Raw genomic sequence first — 17,196 nt, 5'->3', positions numbered from 1 at the left:
GTGTCACTGCTCCTGAGGGTGCTGCCGGGTCGGGGGGAAGTCTGCGGTATCGGTGGTGCGTACGGCGAGGGTCCGGTCCGGATTCAGCTGTACGACGATGTGGCGGCGCCATGCCGTGTCGTCCCGGTCCGGCTTGTCCTCGCGCCAGTGGCAGCCGCGCGTCTCCTCGCGCTGCAGGGCCGCGGCGGTCAGGACACGGGCCACGCACAGGAGGTTGGTGGCCTCCCAGGTGTCGACGCCGGGCTCGGCCGTCTTGCCGTTCTCGGCGAGGGCGTCGCGGGCGTCGGTGTGCAGCCGCTGCAACTGGTCGGCCGCCGTGGCGAGGGACTCGGCGGAGCGCAGGACGCCCGCGCCCCGGGTCATGATCCGCTGGATCGCGAACCGCGTCTCGGGGGCGAGCAGCGGGTGCGCGGGCCTCTCGGACCGCTCGACCGGGGCGGGCACACGCGCGTGGAGGCCGGCGCGGCTCCCCGTGATGTCGGCGGCGATGCGCTCGGCGTAGACCAGGCCCTCGAGGAGGGAGTTGGAGGCCAGCCGGTTCGCGCCGTGCACACCGGTGCAGGCGACCTCGCCGCACGCGTACAGGCCCGGGACGGTCGTACGGCCCCGGGAGTCGGTGCGCACGCCGCCGGAGGCGTAGTGGGCGGCCGGTGCGATCGGGATGGGCTCGGTGACCGGGTCGATGCCGTGGGCGCGGCAGGCGGCGAGGATCGTCGGGAAGCGGTGCTCCCACATGTCGGCGCCGAAATGCCGGGCGTCGAGGAACATGTGCTCGGCGTCCTGCTCCTGCATGCGCCGCGTGATGCCCTTGGCGACGATGTCGCGGGGCGCCAGCTCGGCCAGTTCGTGCTGCCCGGTCATGAAGCGCACGCCGTCGGCGTCGACCAGGTGGGCGCCCTCGCCGCGCACGGCCTCGGAGACGAGCGGCTGCTGTCCCTCGGCGTCCGGGCCGAGGAACAGCACGGTGGGGTGGAACTGCACGAACTCCAGGTCGCTGACCTCGGCGCCCGCGCGCAGGGCGAGCGCGACGCCGTCGCCCGTGGACACGGACGGGTTGGTGGTCGCGGAGAACACCTGTCCCATGCCGCCGGTCGCGAGGACGACCGCGGGGGCGTGCACGGCACCCACGCCGTCGTGCTGCCCCTCGCCCATGACGTGCAGGGTGACGCCCGCCGTGCGGCCGTCGGCGTCGGTCAGCAGGTCGAGCACGAGCGCGTTCTCGATCGTGCGCAGTCCCCGCGCGCGTACGGCCTCGACGAGTGCCCGGGAGATCTCCGCGCCGGTGGCGTCACCGCCAGCGTGCGCGATGCGGCGGCGGTGGTGGCCGCCCTCGCGGGTGAGCTCGAGGTCGCCCGCCTCGGACTCGTCGAAGTGCGCGCCGGTCTCGATCAGGCGGCGTACGGCGTCGGGTCCCTCGGTGACGAGGATGCGGACGGCCTCCTCGTCGCACAGGCCCACGCCCGCGACCAGCGTGTCGTCCAGGTGCTGTTCGGGGGTGTCGCCCTCGCCGAGGGCCGCGGCGATGCCGCCCTGCGCCCAGCGGGTGGAGCCGTCGTCCAGGCGGGCCTTGGTGACGACGACGGTCCGCAGGCCCTCGGCCTCGCAGCGCAGGGCCGCGGTGAGGCCGGCGACGCCGGAGCCGACGACCACGACGTCCGCGTCGATGGACCACCCGGGGGCGGGGGCGTGCAGTCGTATGCCTGTGCTGGTCACGAGGCGGCTCCGAAGGTCAGGGGGATGTTGTCGATCAGCCGGGTCGTCCCCACCCGGGCGGCGACGGCGAGGACGGCCTCGCCGGTGAAGTCGTCCTCGATCTCGGTGAAGTCGGAGGGGTCGACGAGCGCGAGGTAGTCCAGGGCGAGTGGCGGGTCCTGGCGCGCGGCGTCGTCGAGGATCAGGCGGGCGGCCGCGCGGACGGACGAGGGGGCTCCCGGCAGGGCCTTCGCGACCGCGTGCGCGTCGGCGGCCGCGCGGGACTCGCCGAGGGCGCTCAGGGCCTCGGCACGCGCGTGTGTGGCGGGCACTTCGCGGGCCCGGGCGCGCAGCGCCTCCTGTGCCGCGTGCCGGTCGCGGCCGGCGAACAGGGCGCGGGAGAGCGCGAGTGCCGTGCGCCGTTCCTGCGGGCCGAGGTAGCGGTTGCGGCTGGAGAGGGCCAGGCCGTCGTCCTCGCGCACGGTGGGCACGCCGACGATCTCGACGCCGAAGTTCAGGTCGCGCACCATCCGCCGGATCAGGGCGAGCTGCTGGGCGTCCTTCTGGCCGTAGAGGGCGATGTCGGGGCGGGTGAGGTGGAGCAGTTTGGCGACGACGGTGAGCATGCCGTCGAAGTGGCCGGGGCGTGAGGCGCCCTCCAGGCGCTCCCCCATCGGGCCCGCGCTGATGCGCACCTGGGGCTCGCCGCCGGGGTAGACCTCGTCGACGGAGGGCGCGAAGACGGCGTCCGCGCCGGCGTCCTCGGCGATCTTGAGGTCGGCGTCCAGGGTGCGCGGGTAGCGGTCGAGGTCCTCGCCCGCGCCGAACTGGAGGGGGTTCACGAAGACCGTGACGACGACCTCGCCGTCCGGTTCGGCGATCTCGCGCGCGGTGCGGATCAGCGTGGCGTGGCCCTCGTGCAGGGCGCCCATGGTCATCACCACGGCCCGGCGCCCCACGCGCGTGCGTGCGTGCAGTTCACCGGCGGTGCGCAGCAGGGTCGTGGTCATCGGGTGTCTCCCTCGGCGCCGTTGGTCCCGGTGGCGAGTACCCCGAGGAGGTCCTCGGCGAGCTCCGGCTTCAGCAGGCCGTGGGCGAGCGCCCGGTCGGCGGTCGCGCGGGCCATCGCCAGATACCCGGCGACGGTCTGCGGGGCGTGCTTGCGCAGTTCCGTGATGTGCGCGGCGACGGTGCCGGCGTCCCCGCGCGCGACGGGTCCGGTCAGGGCCGCGTCACCGGAGCGCAGGGCGTTGTCGAGGGCGGCGCCGAGCAGCGGGCCGAGCATCCGGTCGGGTGCCTCGACACCGGCCGAGCGCAGCAGCTCCATGGCCTGGGCGACCAGCGTGACCAGGTGGTTGGCGCCGAGGGCGAGGGCCGCGTGGTAGAGCGGGCGCATCTCCTCGGCGATCCACTCGGGCTCGCCGCCCATCTCGATGACGAGGGCCTCGGCGGCCAGCCGCAGTTCCTCGGGGGCGGTGACGCCGAAGGAGCAGCCCGCGAGGCGCTGGACGTCCACGGGGGTGCCCGTGAAGGTCATCGCCGGGTGCAGGGCCAGCGGCAGCGCTCCCGCGCGCAGGGCGGGGTCCAGGACTTTCGCGCCGTAACGCCCGGAGGTGTGCACGAGCAGCTGCCCCGGCCGTACCGCACCGGTCTCGGCGAGGCCCTCGACGAGACCGGGCAGGGTGTCGTCGGGGACGGTGAGCAGCACCAGGTCGGCGCGCTGCAGGACGTCCGCGGGGGTGACCAGCGGGACGTCCGGGAGCATGAGCGCGGCCCGCCGCCTGGAGGCGTCGGAGACTCCGGAGACGGCCACCGGACGGTGTCCGGCGAGCTGGAGGGACGCGGCGAGCGTCGGCCCCACCCGGCCGGCGCCGACGACGCCGACGGTGAGCCGCGCGGGGCGGCGGTCCTTGCTGTCTGGCTGTTGGACTGTAGTCACGCGACGGCGGCCTTCCCGTTCCAGTCCGCATCTGGGTACCGGACGATTTCTCGTCATGTTAACGCGATCGGTTCGAGGGGCGTCCGGTTGTCCACAGGCTGTGGGTTTCCGTGTGGGCCGGGGTGCGCGGAAATCCGGGTGCCCGCGTCCGGGGCGCACGAGATGATCCGCGCATGGGTGACACAGCGGAGCAGAGCGCGGAGCAGGCGGCGGACGAGGCCCGTTCGGAGCGGCTCACGGAGGAGGAACGGCTCGTGCGCCGCCGCGCACGGCGCATCAGTGCCTACCACAGCGCAGGGCGCACACTGGCGCGTCTGGGACTGCTCGCGCCCCTTCGCGAGCGCCTGGCACTGCTCGACGAGGCGCACACGCTCTACGACCTGGACGAGCCGGGTGACCTCTACGGCAACGGCATCGTCGAGGCCCTGGAGGAGAAGGTCGCAGGACTCCTCGGCAAGGAGGCTGCCGCCTTCTTCCCGACCGGCACGATGGCACAGCAGGTGGCGCTGCGCTGCTGGGCGGGCCGTACCGGCAACCCCACCGTCGCCCTGCACGCCCTGGCCCACCCCGAGGTGCACGAGCGCGACGCCTTCAGGGAGGTCTCCGGTCTGCGCCCGGTCCGTGTGACGAGCGAACCGAGGCAGCCCACGGCCGACGAGATACGCGGCTTCGAGGAGCCCTTCGGGGCGCTGATGCTGGAACTGCCCCTGAGGGACGCCGGTTTCGTGCTGCCCACCTGGGAGGAGCTCACCGAGGTCGTGGAGGCGGCACGGGAGCGGGACGCGGTGGTGCACTTCGACGGGGCACGCCTGTGGGAGACCACCGCCCACTTCGGCCGCCCCCTGGCCGAGATCGCGGACCTCGCGGACAGCGTCTACGTGTCGTTCTACAAGTCCTTCCATGCCTTCGGCGGAGCCGCCCTCGCCGGCCCGAGAGCCCTGGTCGAGGAGGCGAAGACCTGGCGGCACCGCTACGGAGGCGCGGTCTTCCAGCAGTTCCCGACCGCCCTGTCGGCCCTCGCCGGCCTGGAACACGAACTGCCCCGCCTGCCCGAGTACGTGACCCACGCGCGCGTGGTGGCCGCCGCGCTGCGCGAGGGGTTCGCGGAGGCCGGGGTGCCGTGGGCGCGGGTCCACCCCGAGGTGCCGCACACGTTCGACTTCCAGGTCTGGTTGCCATACGGCGTCGACGAGCTCTCCGAGGCGGCGATCCGGCAGTCGGAGGAGACGGGGACGGCCCTGTTCGTCCAGCCCTGGGACGCTAAGGCCCCGGGCCTGTCCATGACCGAGGTCTACGTCCGTGCCGCCGCCCTGGAGTGGACGGCGGCCGATGTGAAGGCGGCGGCCGCCGACTTCGTCGCCCGGCTGCGGGAGGTTGGCAGCCAGGGAGTCGGCGGCCAGGAGGTCGGCCGCTAGGGAGTCGGCAGCCGGTGTGCGGGCTGTGTCTCAGGCCTGGCCGCCCGCGCGCACCAGCCCCGTCTCGTAGGCGAGGACCACCACCTGCACCCGGTCCCTGAGGCCGAGCTTGGTCAGGATGCGGCCGACATGCGTCTTCACCGTCGCCTCCGACAGCACCAGCCGGGCCGCGATCTCGCCGTTGGACAGCCCCTGCGCGACGAGCATCATGACCTCGCGTTCGCGGCCGGTGAGCCGCTCGAGCTCCTTGTGCTGGGGCTCCTTGCCGGTGGTGGGCAGCATGGGCGCGAACCTGTCGAGCAGGCGCCGGGTCGTCGAGGGGGCGACCACGGCGTCGCCGCTGTGCACCGAGCGGATCGCGGTGAGCAGTTCGCCCGGGGGCACGTCCTTGAGCATGAAGCCGGAGGCGCCCGCCTTCAGCCCGGAGAAGGCGTACTCGTCGAGGTCGAAGGTGGTCAGGATCAGCACCTTCGGCGGGTCGGGCTCCGAGCAGATGCGGCGGGTGGCCTCCACACCGTCGAGCTTGGGCATGCGCACATCCATCAGGACCACGTCCACGGCGGTCGCGCGCAGCACCTGGAGGGCCTCCACGCCGTCGCCCGCCTCCGCGACGACCTCCATGTCCGGCTGGGCTGCGAGCACCATCCGGAACCCGGTGCGCAGCAGCACCTGGTCGTCGACGAGCATCACGCGGATCGTCATCGGGCCTCTTCCGTTTTCTCGGGGTCGTTCGGCGGGTCGCCAGGGGGCGTGACAGGTGTCACCAGGGGGCGTGCGTCGGTGTCAGTGCGCTGGTTTGAGCGGCAGGAGCGCACTGATGCGGAATCCTCCGCCGGGGCGGGGGCCCGCGTCCAGGGTGCCGCCGACCATGCCGACGCGCTCGCGCATGCCGATCAGGCCGTGGCCGGCTCCATCGGCGCCGCCCTCCTCGTACAGCTCGTGCGGGGCGCCCTTGCCGTCGTCCTCGACGAGCAGGCCGAGACCGTCGTCGAAGTAGACCAGGCGCACGCTCGCGCCCGCGTTCGGGCCGCCGTGCTTGCGCGTGTTGGTGAGCGCCTCCTGCACGATGCGGTACGCGGTGAGCTCGACGCCGCTGGGCAGCGGACGCGGGGTGCCCTCGATCTTGAAGTCGACGGGGAGCCCGGAGCCGCGGCACTGCTCGACGAGGTCCTCGATCTGCTCGACGTCGGGCTGCGGGACGTATTCGCCGCCCTCCTGGTGCTCGCCGGTGCGCAGCACGCCCAGCAGGCGGCGCATCTCGGCGAGCGCCTGGCGGCCGGTCGAGGAGATGGTCTCCAGGGCCTTCTTGGCCTGGTCGGGCGCGGCGTCGAGGACATAGGCGGCGCCGTCGGCCTGGACGACCATGACGGAGACGTTGTGCGCGACGACGTCGTGCAGTTCGCGGGCGATCCGGGCGCGCTCGGCGGCGACGGCGACCTTGGCCTGCGCCTCGCGCTCCTTCTCCAGGCGGGCGTTGCGCTCCTCGAGCTGCGCGAAGTAGGCGCGGCGGGTGCGGATCGAGTCGCCGAGGACCCAGGCCAGGGCGAAGGGCACGGCCTGGAAGATCATGAGGGCGACATTGCCGAGGCCGCTGGTGTTGTCGTTCCACCAGCGCATCTGCGCCACGGGAGCGGCGCACAGGCCGACGGTCAGCGCCAGCCGGGAGGCCCAGCGGGTGCCCGTGGCGGCCACGGTGTAGACGATCACCAGGAAGGCGAAGTCGGCGGGCGTGGTCTGCACGTCCAGGACGACCTGCGCGAGACCGAGCCCGATGGCCAGCAGCAGCATCCGCTCCGGCATACGTCTGCGCAGCGCTGTCACCAGGCACAGCAGCAGGACGATCGGAATGATCGCCAGGGGGGACTCGGTCCCCCGGGACTCCCCACGGGTGGTTTCGCTCGCGAGCGAGATCCCGAGCAGGAAGACGGCCCAGAAGACGTCGACCCCTGTCGGGTGCCTGCGGAGGAAGTCATAGAGGCGTTGCACGTAACCCAGCGTAGGGAAGCGGGATGTGTGCAGGGGTCAACCGGAGGACCGATCCGTACCGCTCGCGCGTACTCCCCAAGGTGGAGGCCCCGTTCCCCGGTGCGCCTAGCCTGACGACGTGACCGATGACACGACGGGCGGCTGGACCGGCTGGCGCGCCGCCACCGAGGCCGCGCTCTACGGCCCGGACGGCTTCTATCGCAGGCCGGAGGGGCCCGCCGGACACTTCCGTACGTCCGTGCACGCCTCCCCGTTGTTCGCACGGGCCGTGGCCCGGCTGCTGTGCCGCCTCGACGAGGCGTTGGGCCGGCCCGCCCGGCTCGACTTCGTCGACATGGCCGCGGGGCGGGGCGAGTTGGCCACCGGCGTCCTCGCCGCGCTGCCCGCCGAGGTGACCGCACGCACGCGTGTGTACGCCGTCGAGGTCGCCGACCGCCCGGCCGCCCTCGATCACCGGATCGAGTGGCTGTCCGAGCCTCCGAAGAACATCACGGGGCTGCTGTTCGCCAACGAATGGCTGGACAACGTACCCGTGGAGATCGCCGAGACGGACTCCTCGGGCGTACCGCGACGGGTGCTCGTACGACGCGACGGCCGCGAGCGTCTCGGGGAACCCGTGGCCGGTGCGGAGGCCGAGTGGCTGGACCGGTGGTGGCCGCTGCCGGCCGAGGAGGGACTGCGGGCCGAGATCGGCCTGCCCCGGGACGAGGCTTGGGCGTCGGCGGTCGCCGCGGTGGAGCGGGGGCTCGCGGTCGCCGTCGACTACGCCCACACGGCGTCCTCGCGCCCCCTCTTAGGGACGCTCACCGGCTTCCGGGAGGGGCGCGAGACGGCACCCGTACCGGACGGGTCGTGCGACCTCACGGCCCATGTGGCGCTGGACGCGTGCGCGCTCCCCGGGGGGCTTGTGCGGACCCAGCGCGATGCCCTGCGCGCCCTGGGCATCGAGGGCACACGCCCCGCGCTCTCGCTGGCGTCCACGCACCCCGCGGAGTATGTGCGCGCCCTCGCGCGCGCCGGAGAGGCTGCCGAGCTCACCGCGGCGGGCGGGCTCGGCGACTTCGGCTGGCTGCTCCAGCCAGTGGGCACGCCCGGTGCGGACCTACTTGTCGATGTCCCCGACCACGAAGAACAGTGAGCCCAGGATCGCCACCATGTCCGCCACCAGCGTGCCCGGCAGCAGCTCGACCAGCGCCTGGATGTTGTTGTACGACGCGGAGCGCAGCTTCAGCCGGTACGGGGTCTTCTCGCCCTTGCTGACGAGGTAGTAGCCGTTGATGCCGAGCGGGTTCTCGGTCCACGCGTACGTGTGCCCCTCGGGCGCCTTGAGGACCTTGGGGAGGCGCTGGTTGATCGGCCCGGGCGGCAGCTCGGCGAGCCGGTCGAGGCAGGCGTCGGCGAGGTCGAGGGCGTTGTGGGTCTGCTCAAGAAGGACCTCGAAGCGGGCGAGGCAGTCGCCCTCCTCGCGGGTCACCACCTTCAGGGTGTCCTGGAGCTCCCCGTAGGCGAGGTAGGGCTCGTCGCGGCGCAGGTCGAAGTCGACGCCCGAGGCGCGCGCTACGGGCCCGCTGACGCCGTACGCATGGACGGCCTCGGGCGCGAGGACGCCCACGCCCCGGGTGCGGCCCCGGAAGATCTCGTTGCCGAGCACCAGGTCGTCGAAGCGGTCCATGCGCGAGCGCACGGCGGAGACCGCGGCACGCGCGCGCGTGCTCCAGCCGGCCGGAAGGTCCTCCTTGAGGCCGCCGACGCGGTTGAACATGTAGTGCATCCGGCCGCCGGAGACCTCCTCCATGACGTTCTGGAGGACCTCCCGCTCCCGGAACGCGTAGAAGACCGGGGTGATGCCGCCGAGCTCCAGCGGATACGAGCCCAGGAACATCAGGTGGTTCAGCACCCGGTTGAGCTCGGCGAGCAGCGTGCGCGTCCACACCGCGCGCGTGGGGACCTCCATGCCGAGCATGCGCTCCACGGCGAGGACCACGCCCAGCTCGTTGGAGAAGGCCGACAGCCAGTCGTGGCGGTTGGCGAGCATGATGATCTGGCGGTAGTCGCGCGCCTCGAAGAGCTTCTCCGCGCCGCGGTGCATGTAGCCGATCACCGGCTCCGCGCTCAGGATGCGCTCGCCGTCCAGGACCAGCCTCAGGCGCAGAACGCCGTGGGTGGACGGGTGCTGCGGTCCGATGTTCAGCACCATGTCGGTGCTCTCCGCGGCGCCGCCGATGCCGACCGTGGTCTCCGTCGTAGGAGTCATGGACACAGTCTCTCCTACGTACGCTGGCCCCATGGAGACGGGGAGCAGGCACGACACTGAGGTCGCCGGCGACGAACCGGTGTGGACCGGGCTGCCGCGGGGGCTGCTGCGGATGCGGCGGCTGTTGCTGGTGGTGTGGCTGGGACTGCTCGCGGTGGCCCTGGGGCTGCTGCTCGGGCTGTTGTGCGGGCCCGTGTGGGCGGGCTTCGCGCTGTTGCCGCTCGCCCTGATGGGCTGGGGCTGGGTGCTGCTCGGCCGCAACTGGCGCTCCTGGCGCTACGCCGAGCGCGCCGACGACCTGCTGATCAGCCGGGGCGTGCTGTGGCGCGAGGAGACCGTCGTGCCGTACGGCCGCATGCAGCTGGTGGAGGTCACCTCCGGGCCGGTGGAGCGGCACTTCGGGCTGGCCAGCGTCCAGCTGCACACGGCGGCCGCGGCGACCGACGCGACCATCCCCGGCCTCGTCCCGGCCGAGGCGGAGCGGCTGCGCGACCGGCTCACCGAACTCGGCGAGGCCCGATCGGCAGGCCTGTGACAGCGCCGGGCGTCGACGACGCCGTAGCGGAGAAACCGGGGCAGGAACCCGTCGCCGAGCGGCGGCTGCATCCCATAACGCCGCTCAGGCGGGCGTGGGCGCCGGTCGCCGTCGTCATCGGGTGGGCCGTGCACGACCCCGACCAGGCGCAGCGCCAGCTGACCCGGCTGACGACCACCACCCTGCTGATCGCCCTCGCCGTCATCGTCCCGGCCGCCGCCCTGTACGGCTTTCTCACCTGGTGGTTCACCCACTTCGCGGTGACCGACAGCGAACTGCGCATAAGGACCGGCCTGTTGTTCCGGCGCACCGCGCACATCCGGCTGGAGCGGATCCAGGCGATCGACGTCACCCAGCCGCTCCTCGCGCGCGTGGCGGGTGTCGCCAAGCTCCGGCTGGACGTCGTCGGCACCGACAAGAAGGACGAGCTGGCCTTCCTCGGGGAGCGCGAGGCGCGGGACCTGCGCGCGGAACTCCTCGCGCGCGCCGCCGGGTTCGCTCCCGAGACCGCGCACGAGGTCGGTGAGGCTCCGGCGCGCGAGCTGATGCGTACGCCGCCGCGTGATCTCGCGCTCTCCGTCGTGCTGACGGGCGCCACCTGGGGCACGCTGGTCGCCACCCTCGTCGTTCCGTCGCTGCTGTGGATGGCCACCCACAGCCTGTGGACGGTCCTCGCGACCGCCGTACCGCTGCTCGGCGCGGCGGGGGCGAGCAGTGTGGGGCGGTTCGTCACCGAGTACGACTGGACGGTGGGCGAGTCCCCGGACGGGCTGCGCATCGACCACGGCCTCCTGGACCGCACCCACGAGACGGTGCCGCCGGGGCGCGTGCAGACCGTACGGATCGTGGAGCCGCTGCTGTGGCGGCGGCGCGGCTGGGTGCGCGTCGAGCTGGACGTCGCCGGGTCGTCCAACTCCGTGCTGGTGCCGGTCGCCCCGCGCGAGGTCGCCGAGGCGGTCGTCGCGCGCGTGCTGCCGGGGGTGACCGTGCCCCCGCTGCAGGCGCTGTCACGGCCCCCGCGGCGGGCCCGCTGGTGCGTGCCGCTGTGGTGGCGCGGCTACGGACTCGCCGTCACGGACGCGGTGTTCGCCTCCCGTCAGGGGCTGCTGCGCCGGCGCCTGTCGCTCGTCCCGCACGCGAAGGTCCAGAGCGTACGGCTCACGCAGGGGCCCTGGGAGCGGCTCTGGCGGGTCGCCGACGTGCACGTGGACACGGGAGCCAACAAGACCGTCACGGCCCGCCTGCGGGACGCCCAGGAGGCCGCGGAGCTGCTCGGGGCGCAGGCGGAGCGGTCACGGACGGGACGGAGAGGGGCACGGCCCGACCGCTGGATGGTCTGACCGTGCCCCCGCGAGCATCTGTACGTCCGTCAGGAGACCGCGCTGCGCAGTCCCTGTACGTCGATCTGTTCCGTCTCGTCGTGGGCCGTCAGGTCGATGACCTGGCCGATGCCCCGCGACTCCTCGCCGGCCGGCTTGAACTCCGCCTCCGCCTCGGCCTTGTGCAGGGCGAGGGCCTCCTGGCCGACGACGTCGGCGAGGTCCTCGTTCTGCACGGCCTCCAGGGCGTCCCGCGAGGCCCCCGACTTGGTGCCGAAGAAGTCGAACCCGCCCTCGACCCGCGGGCGTCGCACGGGAGCCGCGGGTGCGACCGCCACGGCGGTCGGCGCTATGAAGTGCCCGGCGGGCCGCTGCTGCGGCTGGGCGGCGGCTCTCGCCGTGGTGGTGGCGGCCGCACGCTCATGCACGTCGGCCGCCTCGGGCTTCCCCCGCGCCTCGTCCTCCTGCGCGGCCTCCGCCTCGGTGCCGGCGGGTTCCGCCGCGGCGGAACCGGCGTTCACCGACCGACCCTTGTCGACCTCGGGATCGGCGTCGTCCTTGGCCTTCGTCCCGACGGCGCCGTCGCCGCCCTCGTCGAGCCGCCTCAGTGCCTCGTTCGCCCGCAGGAACAGCCGGGAGCCCTCCGGGGAGAAGATCGCGGGCCGCTCCGGCTTCTCCTCGGAAGCGTCCACGGCGTCCAAGGCCTCCGAAGCCTCCGCCCCGTCCGCGGCCTCCACGGCATCCGAAGCTTCCGTCTCGGGCCCGTCCTCGGCAGCCACCGCCACGGTCTGCGCGTCGGCCCGCTCCGCCGGCGGCAGCGCACGTGCCGGGGCGGCCTCTATCTCCAGCAGCCGGCGGCCCTCCAGGGCGCTCGCCCGCTCGGTCTCCGCCGTGGCGTACCGCCGCAGCAGCGCCGCGTGTTCGTTGCGCAGGCCCGCCAGCTCCGCGCGCTTGGCCCGCAGCCGCTGCTCCAGCTTGACGCGCAGCTCCCGCGACTCCTCGAGGTCGGTCTCGAGTTCGGCGATCCGCTCCTCGTGCCGCCACTCGTCGCTCGCACGCGCGCGCGTGAGGTCGGCGACCTGCTTGCCCGCCTGCGCGTCCCAACGGCGCATGACGGCCGCCCCGACGACCGCGACCGCCGCGGCGAACGCGGCTATGACGCGCAGCACGGCCTGTTGCGAGAACACCCAGGGGCCGAAGGCGCAGACGAGGGAGACGCCTGCGATCGCCGACGGAGGCAGCAGCCTGTGCAGAGGCGGGGAATGGCGGTGACGTCCACGTGGCATGGCCAGAAACTTACCGCGAGTAGGCGAACCATGGTGCCCCGCCCCGTAAAAACACCGCCACCCCGCGGTCTTCACACGACATCAGGAATCCGAGGAGCCACCGAATTCCGCCTATTGATCACTCATCGCTCACTCGTCGCTCGCCGACCGGCCACTCAGCCGCTCACTGACCCACTCCAAGGTCGCCGGGATCTCGCGCCGCCAGGTGTTGAAGTTGTGCCCGCCGCTTTCGAGGATGATCGACGAGATCCGGGTCGTTTCCGTCGCCTTCACCCGCTCGATGAACTTCAGCGTGTCCTTGTAGTTCGCCTCGCCCACCTTGCTGCTGGTGACGAGCAGTGAGGTGTCGGGGGCGGGCAGGTGCTTGAGGCACCACCACAGGTCGGCCCGGCCGCGCAGCGTCCTGTCACCGTGGAACAGGTCGCCCGTGGTGGGGTCGACGGGCGCCTTGTAGTACGGGGACAGGCCCGCCCCCGCGCCGTACACCTTGGGGTGGTGCATGGCGAGCTTGAGCGCGCAGTAGCCGCCCGTGGAGTCCCCGATGATGCCCCAGCTCCCCGGTTCCCTGCCCACCCGGTAGTGCGCGGTCACCGCTTCGGGAAGGTCCTTCGCGAAGAACGACTCGGTCTGCGGACCGTCCGGAACGTCCGCGCACTCGGTGTCGCGCGGCGGCGCCACCGTCGGTCGCAGCATCACCAGGATCATCGGCTGCATACGGCCGTCCTTGGCGAGTTCCAGAGCCGTGCGCGGAAAGTGGAGTTTGTCCACCAGCGCTCTCGCGGTGCCCGGATAACCGGTGAGCACGACGGCGGCCGGGAAGGTGCGCTTTTGATAGCGCGCCTGGAAATACTCCGGCGGCAGATAGACGTACGCGGGACTGGCGATGTGGCTCGTGGGGCCGACGATGTCGACCTTCTGTATCTGCCCGACCGACGACGGCCGAAAGCCGCCCCTGCCGGGCACGTCCCCGATCTCGGTCACCTTCAGAGGCCCGCTCGACCGGATGCCCGGGGTGTGGTCGACCACCACGCCCTGGTCGGTCTCCTGGCCGAACAGGTCGGCCCAGGAGGCGTAGAAGCCGAAGGCATGGTTGGCGGCGAGACCCGCCGAGACGAAGAGCATGAACTGCGTCGCGAGCAGCAGCCCGATGCGGCCGCCGACGGACCGCCAGCCGCGGCGCGCCAGTCGTGGCCAGAGCCACACCGTGCCGGCGAACAGCGCCATGGCGGCCAAGACCGCTGCCACCAGCGTGTTGTTGCTCGTGAGACCCATTGCTTGCTTTCGCTTTCCTCGGCCTTTGAAACGGCTTTGAGGAGGTGAGTGAACCTCTCCTCCCGAGACACCGTCCTAGAGGGCGCAATGTCGCCGGATGCCCGAATCGGAGCTCCGGATCCAGAGTCACTCGCAGAACCATGGGATGCGATGTCTGTCAGGACAGATGAGGAAATGTCGGGCGGGGTTCCGATCCGATCAACACGGTTGCGGCGTGCACTGCACGGACCGCGCCCCGAGGCCGTCCCCGTCCTCGTCGCCAGAGCCTGCGCGCTCGTGGGCCTTCTGGACGTCGCCGCCGGCGTCTTCCCGCGCTTCCGGCACAGCCGTATGCACACCATGGCCGAGGTCCTGCCCGGTGCGCTCGGCCCGTTCGCGGCCGCGCTCTCGCTCAGCACCGGCGTGCTGTTGCTGCTGCTAGCCCACGGCCTCAGGCGGCACAAGCGCCGGGCCTGGCGGGCGGCCGTGGTGCTGCTGCCGGCCGGCGCGCTGGCGCAGTTCACGTACCGTCACTCCCTCGTCGGGGCGGCCATCTCGCTCGCCCTGCTCGCCCCGTTGCTGCGCCACCGCGACCAGTTCAGGGCGCTGCCCGACCCGCGCAGCCGCTGGCGCGCACTCGCCAACTTCGTGCTCATGGGCGCTGGTTCCCTCGCCCTCGGGCTGATCATCGTCAGCGCCCATCCGAACCGCATGGTCGGAAACCCGAGCCTGGCCGATCGCCTCACGCACGTCCTGTACGGCCTGTTCGGCTTCGAGGGCCCGGTCGACTACCAGGGCGACACCTCGTGGACCGTCGGCGCCTCGCTGGGTGCCCTGGGCCTGCTCACGGCGATCACGACGATCTACCTCGCCTTCCGTCCCGAGCACCCCGCCGCACAGCTCACCGAGGAGGACGAGTCCCGCCTCAGGGCGCTCCTGGCCAAGCACGGCGGCCGCGACTCCCTCGGCCACTTCGCGCTGCGCCGCGACAAGGCCGTCGTCTTCTCCCCCAGCGGCAAGGCGGCGGTGACCTACCGCGTCGTGTCCGGGGTGATGCTCGCCAGCGGCGACCCGATCGGTGACGTGGAGGCCTGGCCGGGTGCCATCGAGCGCTTCATGGACGAGGCCAGGGCGCACTCCTGGACTCCCGCCGTCATGGGCTGCTCGGAGACCGGCGGCGAGGTCTGGACCCGTGAGACCGGCCTGGACGCCCTCGAACTGGGCGACGAGGCGGTGGTGGACGTCGCGGATTTCTCGCTCGCCGGCCGCGCGATGCGCAATGTCCGCCAGATGGTCAAGCGCATCGAGCGGGCCGGTTACGAGACCCGCGTACGGCGCGTCCGTGACCTCGGGGAGACGGAGCTGGAGCGGGTGAGGCAGGCCGCCGACGACTGGCGCGGCACCGACACCGAACGCGGCTTCTCGATGGCCCTGGGCCGCATCGGCGACCTCGCCGACGGCGACTGCCTCATCGCCACCGCCCACAAGGCCGACGACCAGCCCGGTCCCTACGGCGACCTCAAGGCGATCCTGCACTTCGTTCCGTGGGGCGCGGACGGCGTCTCCCTGGACCTGATGCGGCGGGACCGCTCGGCGGACCCCGGCATGAACGAACTGCTCATCGTGGCGGCCCTCCAGGCGGCCCCCAAACTCGGCATCACGCGCGTGTCCCTCAACTTCGCGATGTTCCGCGCGGCGCTGGCACGCGGCGAGAAGATCGGCGCGGGGCCGGTGCTGCGCGCCTGGCGGGGCCTGCTGGTGTTCCTGTCCCGCTGGTTCCAGATCGAGTCCCTGTACAAGTTCAACGCGAAGTTCCAGCCTCGCTGGGAGCCCCGCTTCGTCGTGTACCGGGCCTCCGGAGACCTGCCGCGCATCGGCTTCGCCGCCATGCAGGCCGAGGGCTTCGTCAACCTCGCCCTCCCGCTGCCGCGCTTCCTGCGCCGCCGCACGCACACCGCACGCGCGTGTGCCCACGCGGTCGCGGAACGGGACGTCAGAGCGGCCTGACCCACAGGCCGCGCGGTACCCCCGCTCCCTGCTGGGCCTAGGCTGAACGCATGAGCAAGAAGAGCGGACGCGGGCGCGTCGCCGGCCTTCCCCCTTGGGACCGCTGCGCGGTCATGGGAGTCGTGAACGTCACCCCCGACTCCTTCTCCGACGGCGGCCGCTGGTTCGACACCGCGGCCGCCGTCAAACACGGCCTGGCCCTCGTCGAGGAGGGCGCCGACCTCGTCGACGTCGGCGGCGAGTCCACCCGCCCCGGCGCCACCCGCGTCGACGAGGCCGAGGAGCTCCGGCGCGTCATCCCCGTCGTCCGCGGCCTCGCCGCCGAGGGCGTCACCGTCTCCGTCGACACCATGCGCGCCCGTGTCGCCGAACAGGCGCTCGCCGCCGGCGCGGCCCTCGTCAACGACGTCAGCGGCGGCCTCGCCGACCCGGCGATGGTCCCGGTCGTCGCCGACGCGGGCGCCCCCTTCGTCGTCATGCACTGGCGCGGCTTCCTGGAGGGCGGCAACGTCAGGGGCGTCTACGACGATGTCGTCGCCGAGGTCGTCGACGAACTCCACGCGCGCGTGGACGCCGTCCTCGCGGGCGGCATCTCCCCCGACCGTGTGATCGTCGACCCAGGGCTCGGCTTCTCCAAGGACGCCGAGCACGACCTGGTCCTCCTCTCCCACCTCGACCGCCTCCTCGGCCTCGGCCACCCCCTGCTCGTCGCCGCCTCCCGCAAGCGCTTCCTCGGCCGTGTCCTCGCCGGGCCCGAGGGCGCCCCGCCGCCCGCGCGCGAGCGCGACGCCGCCACGGCCGCCGTCTCCGCCCTCGCCGCACACGCCGGCGCGTGGGCGGTGCGGGTGCACGAGGTGCGTACCACGGCCGACGCGGTGCGAGTCGCCCGTGCCGTGGAGGGGGCCCGGTGAGCGCCCCCCACACCGACGTGGAGCAGGTGGAAGCCGCCAACACCGCCTTCTACGAGGCGCTGGAGCGCGGCGACTTCGAGGAGCTGTCCTCTTTCTGGCTCACCCCTGCCGACCTGGGCGTCGACGAGACCTACCACGACCCGGCGGACGTCGGCGTGGTCTCCTGCGTGCACCCCGGCTGGCCCGTGCTGACCGGGCGCGGCGAGGTCCTGAGGTCGTACGCGCTGATCATGGCGAACACGGACTACATCCAGTTCTTCCTCACGGACGTGCACGTCTCCGTGACCGGCGACACCGCCCTGGTGACCTGCACCGAGAACATCCTCAGCGGCGGCCCGGCGCCCGAGGGCGGCGAGGAGCTCGGCCCGCTCGTCGGGCAGCTGGTGGTCGCCACGAACGTGTTCCGCCGCACCTCGGAGGGCTGGAAGATGTGGTCCCACCACGCCTCGCCGGTGCTGGCCGAGAACGGCGAGGACGAGGACGAGGAAACTCCTTCCTGACCCGCCCGGACCAAGAAGTGGTTGGGATCACGAACCCCCGGGTATGGGCGGCTACCAGCCCGTGAGCAGCGGCCCCGTGGCTCTGCCCTGTCAGTGCTCGC

The 17,196-nt window shown here is 72.7% G+C and carries 15 protein-coding genes; 7 read left to right on the top strand and 8 right to left on the bottom strand.

What is annotated here, in order from left to right; translation table 11 throughout:
• Nucleotides 1–3 precede the first annotated feature (3 nt).
• From ACZ39I_RS23340 to ACZ39I_RS23330, 3 genes are read right to left on the bottom strand one after another with little or no spacing between them, the layout of a single operon-like run.
• Entirely contained in the window at nucleotides 4–1,713 is a 1,710-nt protein-coding gene (locus ACZ39I_RS23340; RefSeq protein ID WP_467246225.1) for an L-aspartate oxidase, read from the bottom strand.
• On the bottom strand, nucleotides 1,710–2,702 hold the full coding sequence (panC, locus tag ACZ39I_RS23335; protein ID WP_467246224.1) for a pantoate--beta-alanine ligase: 993 nt from the start codon (nucleotides 2,700–2,702) through the stop codon (nucleotides 1,710–1,712). Before panC ends, ACZ39I_RS23340 begins: the two co-directional genes overlap by 4 nt.
• Complete coding sequence (locus ACZ39I_RS23330) at nucleotides 2,699–3,631, bottom strand: Rossmann-like and DUF2520 domain-containing protein (RefSeq protein ID WP_467246223.1); 933 nt, start codon at nucleotides 3,629–3,631, stop codon at nucleotides 2,699–2,701. Before ACZ39I_RS23330 ends, panC begins: the two co-directional genes overlap by 4 nt.
• Nucleotides 3,632–3,804: 173 nt before the next feature.
• Between ACZ39I_RS23330 and ACZ39I_RS23325 the strand changes: the two genes are divergently transcribed.
• On the top strand, nucleotides 3,805–5,046 hold the full coding sequence (locus tag ACZ39I_RS23325) for a threonine aldolase family protein (protein ID WP_467246222.1): 1,242 nt from the start codon (nucleotides 3,805–3,807) through the stop codon (nucleotides 5,044–5,046).
• A 30-nt stretch (nucleotides 5,047–5,076) separates the two neighbouring features.
• Here the strand turns inward: ACZ39I_RS23325 and ACZ39I_RS23320 are convergent, their stop codons facing one another.
• Both ACZ39I_RS23320 and ACZ39I_RS23315 read right to left on the bottom strand, forming a co-directional pair.
• Complete coding sequence (locus ACZ39I_RS23320) at nucleotides 5,077–5,748, bottom strand: response regulator transcription factor (RefSeq protein ID WP_352387936.1); 672 nt, start codon at nucleotides 5,746–5,748, stop codon at nucleotides 5,077–5,079.
• Between the two features lie 81 nt (nucleotides 5,749–5,829).
• Nucleotides 5,830–7,032 (bottom strand): sensor histidine kinase, encoded by a 1,203-nt coding sequence (locus ACZ39I_RS23315; protein WP_467246221.1) that lies wholly within the window; start codon nucleotides 7,030–7,032, stop codon nucleotides 5,830–5,832.
• A 118-nt stretch (nucleotides 7,033–7,150) separates the two neighbouring features.
• Between ACZ39I_RS23315 and ACZ39I_RS23310 the strand changes: the two genes are divergently transcribed.
• Nucleotides 7,151–8,170, top strand: a complete 1,020-nt coding sequence (locus ACZ39I_RS23310; RefSeq protein ID WP_467246220.1) for an SAM-dependent methyltransferase — start codon at nucleotides 7,151–7,153, stop codon at nucleotides 8,168–8,170.
• On the opposite strand, the gene ACZ39I_RS23305 is transcribed toward ACZ39I_RS23310, so the two are convergent.
• Nucleotides 8,135–9,286 (bottom strand): NADH-quinone oxidoreductase subunit D, encoded by a 1,152-nt coding sequence (locus ACZ39I_RS23305; RefSeq protein ID WP_467246219.1) that lies wholly within the window; start codon nucleotides 9,284–9,286, stop codon nucleotides 8,135–8,137. The two genes, ACZ39I_RS23310 and ACZ39I_RS23305, sit on opposite strands and share 36 nt — an antisense overlap.
• A 31-nt stretch (nucleotides 9,287–9,317) precedes the next feature.
• On the opposite strand from ACZ39I_RS23305, the gene ACZ39I_RS23300 reads away from it, so the two are divergent.
• Together ACZ39I_RS23300 and ACZ39I_RS23295 are read left to right on the top strand one after the other, a co-directional pair.
• Nucleotides 9,318–9,821: a PH domain-containing protein gene (locus tag ACZ39I_RS23300; protein WP_467246218.1), complete on the top strand. Its 504-nt coding sequence runs from the start codon at nucleotides 9,318–9,320 to the stop codon at nucleotides 9,819–9,821.
• Complete coding sequence (locus tag ACZ39I_RS23295) at nucleotides 9,818–11,161, top strand: PH domain-containing protein (protein ID WP_467246217.1); 1,344 nt, start codon at nucleotides 9,818–9,820, stop codon at nucleotides 11,159–11,161. The genes ACZ39I_RS23300 and ACZ39I_RS23295 overlap by 4 nt, the downstream gene beginning before the upstream one ends.
• 29 nt (nucleotides 11,162–11,190) lie before the next feature.
• On the opposite strand, the gene ACZ39I_RS23290 is transcribed toward ACZ39I_RS23295, so the two are convergent.
• Both ACZ39I_RS23290 and ACZ39I_RS23285 read right to left on the bottom strand, forming a co-directional pair.
• On the bottom strand, nucleotides 11,191–12,426 hold the full coding sequence (locus ACZ39I_RS23290; protein WP_467246216.1) for a hypothetical protein: 1,236 nt from the start codon (nucleotides 12,424–12,426) through the stop codon (nucleotides 11,191–11,193).
• Between the two features lie 129 nt (nucleotides 12,427–12,555).
• Nucleotides 12,556–13,698: an alpha/beta hydrolase gene (locus ACZ39I_RS23285; protein ID WP_467246215.1), complete on the bottom strand. Its 1,143-nt coding sequence runs from the start codon at nucleotides 13,696–13,698 to the stop codon at nucleotides 12,556–12,558.
• Nucleotides 13,699–13,872: 174 nt separating this feature from the next.
• On the opposite strand from ACZ39I_RS23285, the gene ACZ39I_RS23280 reads away from it, so the two are divergent.
• From ACZ39I_RS23280 to ACZ39I_RS23270, 3 genes are read left to right on the top strand one after another with little or no spacing between them, the layout of a single operon-like run.
• Nucleotides 13,873–15,684 carry a phosphatidylglycerol lysyltransferase domain-containing protein gene (locus ACZ39I_RS23280; RefSeq protein ID WP_467246270.1) on the top strand — a complete coding sequence of 604 codons (1,812 nt, stop codon included), beginning with the start codon at nucleotides 13,873–13,875 and terminating at the stop codon, nucleotides 15,682–15,684.
• A 50-nt stretch (nucleotides 15,685–15,734) separates the two neighbouring features.
• A complete protein-coding gene (gene folP, locus ACZ39I_RS23275) occupies nucleotides 15,735–16,595 on the top strand; it encodes a dihydropteroate synthase (protein ID WP_467246214.1) in 861 nt (286 codons plus the stop codon).
• A complete protein-coding gene (locus ACZ39I_RS23270) occupies nucleotides 16,592–17,095 on the top strand; it encodes a nuclear transport factor 2 family protein (protein ID WP_352387918.1) in 504 nt (167 codons plus the stop codon). Before folP ends, ACZ39I_RS23270 begins: the two co-directional genes overlap by 4 nt.
• Nucleotides 17,096–17,196: the final 101 nt, after the last annotated feature.

The organism is Streptomyces sp. NPDC024687 (genome assembly GCF_055559055.1).
The sequence above is the reverse complement of the archived record's forward strand: the minus strand, read 5'-3'. Positions and strand labels throughout refer to the sequence as shown.